The sequence below is a fragment of the uncultured Marivirga sp. genome, assembly GCF_963974845.1.
Lineage (GTDB): Bacteria > Bacteroidota > Bacteroidia > Cytophagales > Cyclobacteriaceae > Marivirga > Marivirga harenae.
Window position 1 is genome coordinate 112,691 of record NZ_CAXBEQ010000001.1, and the last position, 12,280, is coordinate 124,970.

The 12,280-nt window shown below is 36.4% G+C and carries 8 protein-coding genes; 7 read left to right on the forward strand and 1 reads right to left on the reverse strand.

All coding sequences use genetic code 11. The features are described from left to right. Nucleotides 1–375: 375 nt before the first annotated feature. Nucleotides 376–777: a GxxExxY protein gene (locus AAC601_RS00470; protein ID WP_340152177.1), complete on the reverse strand. Its 402-nt coding sequence runs from the start codon at nt 775–777 to the stop codon at nt 376–378. A gap of 285 nt (nt 778–1,062) precedes the next feature. On the opposite strand from AAC601_RS00470, the gene AAC601_RS00475 reads away from it, so the two are divergent. The 7 genes from AAC601_RS00475 to AAC601_RS00505 all read left to right on the forward strand — a co-directional run bounded on the left by AAC601_RS00475 (nt 1,063) and on the right by AAC601_RS00505 (nt 12,259). Beyond that, nucleotides 1,063–1,671, forward strand: coding sequence for a nitroreductase family protein (locus AAC601_RS00475; RefSeq protein WP_340152178.1), 609 nt, complete (start codon nt 1,063–1,065; stop codon nt 1,669–1,671). Between the two features lie 10 nt (nt 1,672–1,681). Then, nucleotides 1,682–2,170 carry a VOC family protein gene (locus AAC601_RS00480; protein ID WP_340152179.1) on the forward strand — a complete coding sequence of 163 codons (489 nt, stop codon included), beginning with the start codon at nt 1,682–1,684 and terminating at the stop codon, nt 2,168–2,170. 111 nt (nt 2,171–2,281) lie between these two features. Further along, complete coding sequence (locus AAC601_RS00485; protein ID WP_340152180.1) at nt 2,282–4,120, forward strand: 7TM diverse intracellular signaling domain-containing protein; 1,839 nt, start codon at nt 2,282–2,284, stop codon at nt 4,118–4,120. A 262-nt stretch (nt 4,121–4,382) separates the two neighbouring features. Beyond that, nucleotides 4,383–7,349 carry a TonB-dependent receptor gene (locus AAC601_RS00490; RefSeq protein WP_340152181.1) on the forward strand — a complete coding sequence of 989 codons (2,967 nt, stop codon included), beginning with the start codon at nt 4,383–4,385 and terminating at the stop codon, nt 7,347–7,349. Nucleotides 7,350–7,362: 13 nt separating this feature from the next. Next, nucleotides 7,363–8,859 carry a RagB/SusD family nutrient uptake outer membrane protein gene (locus AAC601_RS00495; protein ID WP_303271831.1) on the forward strand — a complete coding sequence of 499 codons (1,497 nt, stop codon included), beginning with the start codon at nt 7,363–7,365 and terminating at the stop codon, nt 8,857–8,859. A 28-nt stretch (nt 8,860–8,887) separates the two neighbouring features. Beyond that, nucleotides 8,888–10,201, forward strand: a complete 1,314-nt coding sequence (locus AAC601_RS00500) for an Ig-like domain-containing protein (protein WP_303271832.1) — start codon at nt 8,888–8,890, stop codon at nt 10,199–10,201. 69 nt (nt 10,202–10,270) lie between these two features. Next, nucleotides 10,271–12,259, forward strand: a complete 1,989-nt coding sequence (locus tag AAC601_RS00505) for a glucoamylase family protein (RefSeq protein ID WP_303271833.1) — start codon at nt 10,271–10,273, stop codon at nt 12,257–12,259. Nucleotides 12,260–12,280: the final 21 nt, after the last annotated feature.

The window sequence follows — 12,280 nt, forward strand, 5'->3', positions numbered from 1 at the left end:
TTTCGGCAAAGCCAAAAATAGTGTTTACTACTAAATAACAAGAGTTGATAAAAGACAAAAATTTTCTTTCAAGAAGGCATAAACTAGCTAAAGCTGGAAATTTTACCACAAAAGAGACCAAAGAACACATAAGAAAACAGCCTAAGGCTGTTTGATTCAAGACTATGCCAATTTACAAAGAAAACATATTGTTATCTCCTTTTAGGTTGATTCTGTAAGAATGCGATGACTTGACATAAGGTAAAATTAACCACAACTTGTCACGATCAAAATCGGGAAAATAGATAAAAGAACACAAAAGAGGAATTGCCGCTGGCAATTCTTATTTGAATTTTTTCTCTAGTACTTTGAATTGCTGTCAAGAGATTTAATTAATTAAATGAAAAATTCATTTACAAAAGTTTTTTGTCCTTCGTTATAAAGATTGTAGACATTGAAATTATATAAAATACCCTTTGGCACCTTCAAAAGCTTCATATATGATAAAATTTGGGCATCATGAATCGGTAGCATTTCTTTCACGGCTTTGAGTTCGACACAAATTGATTTTTCCACTAGTAGGTCACATCTTAGATTAGTATCTAAATTCAATCCTTTGTAATTTACTTCAATTAATCTCTCTGACTGAAAATAAACATTTCGGTTTCTCAATTCATGTATCAGACATTGATGATATACACTTTCTAACAGGCCAGGTCCTAATTCCTTATGAACCTCTATTGCAGCACCGTTAATTTTGTAGGTTAATTCTTTTAAAAAAGCTTTTCGGGTATTCATTAAATTTAACTTAGGTTGAAATACCATATAAATTCATAAGGTTGTCTTATAGAGTAAATACTAAAGTATATTAATTAGTATTGATTAACAAATTATTATAAAATTTACTTAAGGTAAATTTTCTGTTGTGCTCTTTTTTATCTTTTGTGGTATTTATTTAATTGCGGTGAAATGAAATTTGATGACATTCAAGTTACATCTCCTAAGTTAGTTTAAGACTGGGAATCAAAACCTATGTAGCAACATGTAATTTAAATATGCGTTTAGATTCTTAAAAGTTTTTACATGAAAAATCATACTATAGAGGATAAAAATATCAGCGCTCAAGAACAATTGGAACTGCTGAAAAAGCGAAGAAGCACAATTGCTTTTTCTGATCAAGAGGTGACAAAGAACCAATTGGAAGAAATATTTGAAGCTACGCGCTGGGCAGCCTCTTGTTTCAATGAACAGCCTTGGCGATTTATTGTAGCTAAAAAATCTCATCATGAGCTTTTCAATAAGGTTTTAAGCGGAATTAATGAAAATAATCAAAGTTGGGCAAAAAATGCGCCCGTGCTGATGCTGACTTTTGCTAAAAAGACGTTTGAAAAGAATGATAAACCCAATATGCACCACATGCACGACCTAGGCTTAGCCGTTGGGAATATGTCTGCTCAAGCCACCGCTATGGGCTTATATTTACATCAGATGGCAGGAATTGTAAGGGATAATATCCAACGGGATTTTGATATTCCCAATGATTATGAAATTGTTTCCGGTATTGCTTTGGGATATAAATTGGAGATAAAAGATGTGCCTGAAGAATTACAGGCGAGAGAATCCAAAGAGCGTGCTAGAAAAGCTATTTCTGAAATTGTATTTGATGGCAACTGGGGAGAAAGTTCATTTTAAAATCTAGATTATGAAAGATTACAAAATTCCTCCGCAGACACATATAGGACACGTGCATTTAAAAGTGTCAGATCTCGACAAGGCCTTGGATTTTTATCATGCGCTTTTAGGTTTTGAAATTATCCAAAGGTTGGGTGATCAGGCCGCCTTTATTTCAGCAGGTGGATACCATCATCATATTGGTCTAAACACTTGGCAAAGCAAAGGTTCGCTCCCTGCTCCTAAAAAGTATCCTGGATTATTTCATACTGCAATAGTGTATCCAACTAGAAAATCTTTGGCAGAAATCTTCTTGCGGTTACGAGAAGCTAAGTATCCACTCACGGGTGCAGCCAATCATGGTGTTTCTGAAGCACTATATTTGGATGATCCTGATGGAAATGGAGTAGAACTTTACTGGGACAAATCAAATGAGGATTGGCCGAAGAATGCTGAAGGAGGTATTGATATGTACACACAACCACTCGATTTGAAAGACCTTTTAAGCGAATTGAATTAAAAAGCTAGACTTATGATTGTCCAGCAATTTAAGACTAAATAAAAATCTTGATCAATTCCAATTTTATAGAACTACCCGGCCCAAAATCAAAATTCTGGTTATATTTAGGCTATGATTTTCCTTTCATTATTTATTTCATTATTCATTTCCGATCCCTTGAAAGTAACTCAGGATCAAAATGAGATAATTCTTGGTCTGAAAGAATTGCAATCATATGAGGACAAAAGCAATCAATTAACATTTGCAGATGTGAAGTCTCCATCTTTTGCGGCAAATTTTACCCAGAAACCCAACTATAAACCCGAAGACTATAATAGGAATTCTACTTATTGGGTAAAATTGAATTTTACGCTTCCAGAGTATGAGGGAAATTATATTTTAGAGTTTTACGATCAAACCATTGATAGCATAAATGTTTTTATCAGGCAGAATAGAGGAGTGTATCGAAAGTATAATTTGGGTGATTCCTACCCATTCAGTAGTAAATCAATCAAGCACAAGAATTTTGATTTGACGTTAGATGCCAATAGTGAATATGAAGCTTATATTCAAATAAGGAATTCTCAATATGCTGATATAAGAGTGGCTATAAAGCGGATTGATCGTTTTATACAGTACAGTCTCAATGAATACTTTTTGTATGGGATATTTTATGGAATGATTTTAATCATTTCACTGTATAATTTATTGATTTATCTGGCTATCAGAGAGATAAAGTATATTTATTATACTTTTTACATTTTGAGTGTGGGTTTTTATGCCCTATGTATTGATGGGATAGCGTACCAATACTTATGGCCTGAACAACCCAATTGGAATCAGCTGGCCTATGGCGTTGCCCTGTATTCAATTATTCTTTGGTCATCTATATTTTCCATGCGCTTTTTGAATACTAAAATTAGAGCGCCAAAGCTTCATAAATTGATAGTAGCAGTATTGACAGCTCGATCATTACTATTTGTTTACTCATTATTTTTTGATCCCTCTTTATTTAGATTTCGAAATCTGGAGATTATATTACTTTCCATCATATTTGTCAGTAGTATTTTTGTTTTTAGAAGAGGATATAAACCGGCTCGTTTCTTTGTTGTGGCGTATGGAATACTATTCCTAGGGTTTCTGATGCGAGCCCTCATCAATTGGTCGGTAATTCCATTTACTACCTTCAGTTACTATAGTCTTCATATTGGCTTTATATTAGAAATGTTGTTTTTAACCTTTGCCCTGTCTGATAGGGTAAGAATTTTGAAGGCTAACAGAGACAGGGCCTTAAAAAGGATTGTTACGCAACATGAACAAAATGTAAAAGTGATCAATAAGATCAACAAAGGGCTAGAAAGGAAGGTGGAGGAAAGAACAAAAGACCTTCATGAGAAAAATATTGAGCTACAAGTTTCAAATGAGCAAATTAATAAGCAATCGAGGGAAATCGCTGAAATTAACTCAATGCTTGATCTGGATAATTGGAAACTAAAAAACAATATCAAGAAGATTCAGCGGGAAAGACTACTGAATAAGAACTTAAATTTTTCTGAGTTTTCAGAAATTTTCACCACCAAAGATCAATGTCTTGAAGTTTTGGCTTCTTTCAAATGGAAAAACGGATACGAATGCCAAAGGTGTGATAATACTAAGTATCAACTTAATGAAGAGAATCTAGCTAGAAGATGCACTAAATGTGGATACAATGAAAGTCCAACTGCATACACCATTTTTAAAGGTATTAAATTCGACTTACCCAAAGCTTTCTTTATTGTTTATGCCCATCTCAATGAGGACCGTTATACGTTGGATGAACTAGCACAGATCATGAACATGAGGAGGAATACCATTTGGGATTTCCAGCGAAAAGTACACGATGAAGTAGAAAATAATGGTAAAGCATATCTCAATAACCTGCTACACTTTGGATATGAAAGATTAACAAATTTTGTAGAAGTGAAGCGATAATTGCATTATTTTAATATATCCTTAAAATTATTTTCATTGTTTTTTTAACAGGAAATCAAAATCAAAGTATCGCTTCTTTAGCCTTTATCGAAATATATTTCCTGTTTTTAAAGCGTTATAGAAAGTTGAAAAAAGCCTTTTTTCTCAATTGTATAATATAAAAATATCTATTTTTTAATTTTGAATTCATAAAAACATTCTCTTAACTTCATTAAAAGTAAGTTGTAGTAGAGGTCGCTCTTAGGGCCTAAAATGTTTTCTTATGAACAAAATTATACGATTAGTCTTGTTATTATTTTTCATCGCCAGTTCGTCCATGGCTCAAGTGGAATTAAAAGGAACTGTATCTGATGTTTCTACCAAAGAAGCTATTCCCGGTGTTTCTATTCAAGTAATTGGAACTGGAAGCGGTACTGTAACTGATCTTGACGGTAATTATAGTTTAACTATTGCAGAAGATGCTTCTTTGAGATTTTCATTTATTGGTTACAAAACTCAAGAAATAAATGTGAATGGTAGGAGCGTGATTAACATTCAATTAGAAGAAGACATTGAGGCCTTGGAAGAAGTTGTGGTAGTAGGTTATGGAGCTATCAAAAAAAGCGATTTGACTGGTTCGATTTCTTCTGTAAAGTCAGAAGAGATGATTAAAGCTCCTGCTGCAGATCCGATGCAGTCTTTGCAAGGGAAGGTAGCTGGATTGCAGGTGTTGAATAGTTCAGGTCAGCCTGGATCAGAGTCAAACGTCCGGTTAAGAGGTATCAATACATTAAATGACAATAGAGTATTATATGTCGTAGATGGGGTCATAATTGAGGGGGGAATCGGATTTTTGAATAGTAATGACATTGAATCTGTGGAGGTTTTGAAAGATGCTTCGTCCAAAGCAATCTACGGGACGAGAGGTGCTAATGGAGTAATTCTAGTAACAACAAAATCTGCAAAAGAAGGCGAAGGTAGTATTTCTTTCTCATCCGAATATGGGGTTGAAAGCATTGCTAATAAAATAGGGGTCATGTCAGGACCTGAATTTGCTAATTATATAAATGACGTTAATCCCGGTACATATAATAACATTGGAATTCTCCCGGATACCGATTGGCAGGACTTGGTTTTTCAAGATGCGCAACCCGTTCAAACTTATACGCTATCAGCTAAAGGGGCTACAGAAAAACTTAATTATTACATTTCAGGTGGATATTTCTCGCAAGAGGGTATTGTGCCCAAGTCAGATTTTGAAAGATTTACTTTCAAATTGAATACGAGCTACGAAGTAAAGCCCTACTTGACCATTGGGACTAATCTAACGGGGATTAATCTTCAGGCTACTAATCCTCCGGGCGTTGTGAATACTTTAATCAGAGCCTGGCCAATCAATGCTCCTTATAATAGCGATGACACCTTTGCTGAGGTGGAAGGAAGTAACCCTTTGGCAGCTATTGAATATAATAACTCCTCTAGAAATGAGTTAAGAGCTTTAGGTAACTTTTATGCGGAATTCTACTTCTTGGAAGATTTTGAATTTAGAACAAGTTATCAGTTTGACTTGAGTAATAGTAAAAACCGTTCTTTTACTCCAGAATATTTTGTTGCCCCCTTGCAGCAAAATGAAGAAAGTAGTATTAGTGTAGGCTTTGGGGAGAGCAGAAATTGGATATTTGAAAATACCCTTTCTTACAATAAGGAATTCGATAAAAGCACAATAAATAGTGTTATTGGATATACCGCTCAGGAAATAAATTCGGAGTTTATAAATGGTGGAAGAAGAAACTTAATAGGTGTTGACCCAAGCCTTTGGTATTTAAGTGCTGGTGCTGAAGATTTGCAGACCAATTCAAATGGTGGAGGAACTAGTGCTTTAACTTCCATTCTATTTAGAACAAACTATGCTTATGATGGTAGATATTTAGCTACTATCACTTTTCGTAGAGACGGTTCATCCCGCTTTGGACAAAATAATAGATACGCAAACTTTCCGGCTGCTGCATTAGGTTGGAATATTTCAAATGAAGATTTCTATCCGGTTAATTTTATTGTGAATAATTTGAAATTTCGAGCTAGTTATGGTTTAAATGGTAATCAAAATATTCCGGCAAATGATCAATTCTCTAGAATTGGTTCTGGCGTTAATACAGTTTTTGGTTTTGATGATACCCTAATTAACGGAGCTTCTTTCGTGGGAAGTCCTGGGAACTCTGATTTAAGATGGGAAACCACTGCAGAATATGATTTAGGCGTTGAATTTGATTTGTTTCAAAGTCGATTAACTGGAGAGTTGGATTACTATAATCGTACTACAAGAGATATACTGGTAAATTTAGACTTACCAGGCTATGCCGGTGCTGGGGCATTTGTTCAGAAGAGGTTTAATGCTGCCACAGTGAACAATAGCGGAATCGAATTTGCATTAAATTGGGTCGATGATATAGGGGAATTCACCTACGGTTTGGGGATTAATGGTTATACCAATAAAAACGAAGTACTGAATTTAGGTGAAGATATAGGAGCCTCAGAGCAGATTATCGGTGGAGATTTAGGCAATGGACAAAGAGTTACCTATACTGAGGTCGGGCAACCGATTGGGTATTTTTATGGCTACAAAGTGGCAGGCGTTTTTCAAAATGAAGAAGAACTAGAGGAATTTCCTCGCTTAAGCCAGCAAAGAGTTGGTGATTTTATTTATGAGGATGTGAATGGTGACGGAGAATTAAATGATGAGGACAAGACATTTATTGGTTCTTGGATCCCCGATTTTGTTTATGGCTTTAACTTTAATGTGGGTTATAAAGGCATTAATGTTTCAGCTGATTTTGCAGGACAAATGGGGAATAGTATTTACAATGGAAAACAAGCCATCAGATTCTCGACTCTGAATTTCGAGGATCGTTTTTTAGATAGATGGACTGGCGAGGGAACCTCAAATACTGACCCAAGAGCTTCTCTTTCAGGTATTAATTACCAACCTTCAGATTATTTTGTGGAGGATGCCTCTTTCCTAAAACTAAGAACAATTACCGTAAATTATCAGATACCACAATCCCTACTCGAGAAGATTAATTTTAGCAATGCCTCAATTTTCTTTAGAGGAACCAACCTTTTTGTATGGACTGATTATTCAGGATATACTCCAGAGATTGGGAGTGGTAATTCTGCATTAGGCGGTGTGATTGACAATGGTATTTACCCAACCACTAGGGTGCTAAGTGGAGGTTTAAATGTGACATTTTAAAAAATTATAATTGATGAAGACTTACAAAATATATTCATTAATCGGTTTGATCGCCTTCTTTCTCATTGTTGGATGTAAAGAAGAATTTCTGGAGAGACCACCGCAAGCAACTTTGGTGGCCGGTAATTTTCCCTCCACTGCTGAAGAAGCTATTATTGCCACCAATGGTATTTATAATACCTTAAGAATTTGGGGAATTTATTCTGGTGGATTTCCTTTAATCGATATTATGACTGATGAAATGGTCAAAGGAAGTAATCCGGGAGATGGAGTTCAAGTCTTAAATTTTCAAGACTATACCTTTACTTCAGACGATGGAAATATTGAAACCTGGTATAGAACATTATACTTAGGGATTAGGAGGTCCTACCTGGTTTTGGAAAAAGTACCTTCTATTGAAATGAATGCGGAGCTCAAAAGCAGATTATTGGGTGAGGCTCGGTTTTTACGCTCATTTTTTTATTTTTCCTTAGTTCAGGCCTTTGGAGATGTTCCATTAGTTGAGTCATCCGAAGCTCCAGATGGATTGGCAAGAACTGATAAAGAAATCATTTATCAGGATATAATTTTCCCTGACTTATTATTTGCTGTAGATAATTTACCTGAGAAGTCAGAATATGCGGATGAAGATGCAGGTAGGATTACAAAAGGTGCTGCGCGAGCCATGTTAGCAAGAATCCATTTATACAGAAGCGAATTCCCTGAAGCGGCCACTTATGCACTAGAGGTGATTAATTCCCAGCAATATGACTTGGAAAATGAGTTTCAAATGGCTTTTCGTGTAGCTACGGAACATGGTGATGAGTCTGTTTTTGAGATTGGTGCTGTTGCTGAAAATAGTTTTGCCTTAGGAGGAAATCAATATGCCAATACGCAGGGGGTAAGAGGAACTCCCAATTGGGGATGGGGCTTTGGTAGGCCGTCATATACCTGGATAGAGAAATTAAATAATGAAAATGATCCGAGACTGGATGGATCTGTTATCTTTTTAGGCGATGTTATTGATGGAATCACTATTCAAGGTGATGGTACCACACCTGATACCACTTACGCTGAAGATGGTGCTATAGCTGAAATCGAAACTTACAACCAAAAGGTTTATGCCACAGGAGAATTAGCCGCAGATCGATGGGGGCATAATAGAAGAGTGATTAGATATGCTGATGTTTTGTTAATGGCGGCAGAAGCTTTAAATGAAACTGGCAATTCAGCACAAGCATTAAATTACCTGAATGACGTGAGAGAAAGAGCAAGGGAGGATAATGATCAGATATTGTCAGATATTACTACAACCGATCCAAATCAATTAAGAGAAATTATTTACGAAGAACGCAGCCGAGAGCTAGCTTTTGAAGGCTTACGTTATTGGGATTTAGTTAGAACTGATCGTGCGGAAGAAATTTTAGGTCCTTTGGGATTTGAAACAGGGAAGCATGAATTATTCCCTATTCCGCAATCTGAAATTAACATCTCGGAAGGAAAGATCTCCCAAAACCCAAATTGGAATTAAATTTTTTACACTTAAAACAAAAACGATTATGAGAATGCTAAGTAAAATGAAGTATTGGATCGGTGCCTTAATGCTAAGTGCGCTGGTTTTTACAGCTTGTGATGATGAACCGGATGAGGCACCCGATTTGACTATCACAGCTTTAACTGCAACTGGAACAGACATCACAACTGGTGATGAGGTAACTGTTGATTTAAATGGAGCTACGTCTGCCTCAGACGTTCCGCCTGATGCTGTGTTTGAAATAACATTTGATAGAGAAGTAGATGCGGCAACAGCCACAGCTTCAAATATCACAGTTAGCGATGGAGATAATAATGTTTCCATTTCTGTATCAGCAAGCGGTAGCGTTGTAACTGTAACCCCAGATGAAGACTTAATTCAGGGGACTGACTACACAGTATCAGTTTCAAGCGCACTTACTGGCGCTGATGGTGGAGCAGTTACAAATGGCTCAAGAACTTTCGATACAGCTGGTAGACTACCAGTAGTAGCCCCTCAAGAGGCAAGCCAAGTTGCATACTGGAAATTTGATGGTGATGCTTCCGATGAGATGGGTAATTTCCAAGATGGAGAGGAAATTGCTATAGAATATCAGGAAGACCGATTTGGTTCCGTTAATAGCACTGCATATTTTGATGGTGATGCTAGTATAATTGAAGTACCTGCAGCAGCTTCATTATTAGATGATACTGAAAGTTTTACGCTTAGCTTTTGGTTAAAAGTTCAACCAGAAGGTCATGTAAATGATAATGGAGATCCAACAGGGATGTTTGTTTTTGGTTTGGGAGCATTTTTCGGGATTCAATATGAAATTTTTGGTTCTTTTGAAGGTTCCAAATACGCAGTAAGCTATGTAAACGATGAGGGAGTAGAAACTGCTGAAGACATGTTCTATCCAAGTGAAGCTACTGACAATACTAATGGTGGATGGCAAGGCTGGGATTTCGCAAGAAGTCTTTCTCCAACTCAAATGCAAGACATTATTGTTGACAATTGGTACCATAATGTATTTACATATAATGCTGAAGAGAAAAAAGGCTATTTGTATTTTGATGGACAATTAATGAAGAGTTTTGATTTCAACTTATGGCCAGAAGGCGATACAAAAAGAACAATCACAGGGGTAACTTACAGGGGAGCAGAACCTGAGGTATTTGATGATCTTGCATTCGGATTTATCCATTCCAGAGCAGGTAGTTTATTTGATGATGCCGCTTTTGGAAACTACGAGAATCCAAATGCAAACCACTTTAAAGGTTGGTTAGATGATTTCAGAATTATTCATGCAGCATATTCTGAAGACGATGTGACATCTCTTTACGAAGCCGAAAGACCATAATAGTTTAATTGTTTTTCATAGAGCAGGGGCTGTAAAAAGCCTCTGCTTTTTCTTTTAAAAACCAATTCGATGTCATATTCACCTAAGCCTTTATTATCCTTCCTAGTATTGTTCCTACTAAGTGGAATCTTGGTCTCCTGTAAGGAGGAGCAAGAGCCTGAGGAATTAGGTCTTTTACAATTGAGAAGTATAAGATTAGGTACCCTTGATTTAGTTGAAGGGGAGGTAACCGAAAATGCTCCATTTGACAAAGGTCTTGTCATTGAATTTACTGATCCATTGGATAGAAATTCAGCTGAGGAAAACATTAGTATTTCAACTGAAGAGGTTGATTTAGCCTTGAACTTTTCTTATCTGAACGAAGATAAAGCCATATCAGCATTGCCTGAAAATGACTTTCAAAATAATACTGTTTATACTATAACAGTTGGGACTTTACGTTCTGTAAACAACAAAGAGTTCCCTGGTGGAACCTATCAATTTAAGACAGAACAAGGGGAGATAAAATTACTTAGTGTAGAAGTAGATGGTATATCATTACAAAGCACTAACCGAATTGACAACATATCCCTAAATCCTGAAATTATCTTGGCTTTTAACCAAATGCTAAATCCTAATACTGATTTTAGCGATTTCATTTCACTTATCAATAAAGGAGCTCGCTTGCCTTTAAGTTTCAACCTTTCAGAAGACCAAAAAACATTGCAAGTCCAAAGCCAAGAAGAGGCAAGAGATTTGGTTCGATATAACTTTAATATATCGAATGATTTACCAAGTGAAAATGAATTTCAATTCTCAGGATTTGACAAAATATTCTATACCCAATTAGACTCTACCTTCAAATTTAACGAACTATCAGATGAAGCGCTTTTAACAAAAGTTCAAGCCCAAACTTTTAAGTATTTTTGGGATTTTGCCCATCCCAATAGTGGATTAGCCAGAGAGAGAAATACCTCTGGAGATGTGGTGACTATTGGTGGTTCTGGTTTTGGAGTTATGGCCATTATTGTGGGCATTGAAAGAGGTTTTATCACAAGGCAAGAGGGAATTGATCGACTTGAGAAAATTGTTGATTTTTTATCTCAGGCAGACCGCTTTCATGGTGTTTGGCCGCATTGGATGAATGGAAATACAGGAAATACGATTCCTTTTAGTGAGTTGGATGATGGTGCTGATTTAGTAGAGACCGCTTTTATGATCCAAGGTTTGTTGGCGGTAAGACAATATTTGAATGGATCAAATGCACAAGAACTGGCTATTATTAACCAGATTACTACATTGTGGGAAGAAGTAGAATGGGATTGGTTTACCAAGGGTGGAGAAGATGTATTGTATTGGCATTGGTCACCCGAAAATGAATGGGCAATGAATCTTCCCATTAGAGGTTGGAATGAGAGCTTAATAATCTATGTACTTGCTGCTTCTTCCCCTACTCATCCTATTGAAAAATCAGTTTATGATGCTGGTTGGGCCAGAAATGGCGGGATCGTTAATGGTACTTCAACTTATGGTATTTCAATGCCAGTAGGGGAAGATAGAGGAGGCCCCCTTTTCTTTGCACATTACTCATTTTTGGGCCTAGATCCTCGAAACCTTCAAGATCAATACGCCAATTATTGGGAACAAAACCAAGCACATTCTTTAATTAACCAAGCTTATTGCATTGACAACCCCAACAATTTTGTGGGCTACAGTGAAGCTTCTTGGGGATTAACAGCAAGTGACAATCACGTAGGATATAGCGCTCACTCTCCTGGGAATGATTTAGGAGTAATTACCCCTACTGCTGCCTTATCATCAATTCCCTATACTCCTGAAGAATCTATGAAAGCTATTAAGCATTTTTATTATTTGTTAGGAGATAGGTTATGGGGCGAATATGGCTTTTATGATGCTTTTAATGTGACCCAGGATTGGTATGCCAATTCTTATTTAGCTATCGATCAAGGACCGATCATTACTATGATAGAAAATCATAGAACGGCATTAATCTGGAATACCTTCATGCAAGATTCAGATGTGCAGAATGGGTTAGATGATTTAGGATTTACTTTTTAAAGAGAGTCTATTAGGTAACTA

What these genes read in the sequence shown, in the direction of transcription:
- AAC601_RS00470 (WP_340152177.1), bottom strand. Translation starts at nt 777, where the DNA reads ATGAATACCCGAAAAGCTTTTTTAAAAGAATTAACCTACAAAATTAAC.
- AAC601_RS00475 (WP_340152178.1), top strand. Translation starts at nt 1,063, where the DNA reads ATGAAAAATCATACTATAGAGGATAAAAATATCAGCGCTCAAGAACAA.
- AAC601_RS00480 (WP_340152179.1), top strand. Translation starts at nt 1,682, where the DNA reads ATGAAAGATTACAAAATTCCTCCGCAGACACATATAGGACACGTGCAT.
- AAC601_RS00485 (WP_340152180.1), top strand. Translation starts at nt 2,282, where the DNA reads ATGATTTTCCTTTCATTATTTATTTCATTATTCATTTCCGATCCCTTG.
- AAC601_RS00490 (WP_340152181.1), top strand. Translation starts at nt 4,383, where the DNA reads ATGAACAAAATTATACGATTAGTCTTGTTATTATTTTTCATCGCCAGT.
- AAC601_RS00495 (WP_303271831.1), top strand. Translation starts at nt 7,363, where the DNA reads ATGAAGACTTACAAAATATATTCATTAATCGGTTTGATCGCCTTCTTT.
- AAC601_RS00500 (WP_303271832.1), top strand. Translation starts at nt 8,888, where the DNA reads ATGAGAATGCTAAGTAAAATGAAGTATTGGATCGGTGCCTTAATGCTA.
- AAC601_RS00505 (WP_303271833.1), top strand. Translation starts at nt 10,271, where the DNA reads ATGTCATATTCACCTAAGCCTTTATTATCCTTCCTAGTATTGTTCCTA.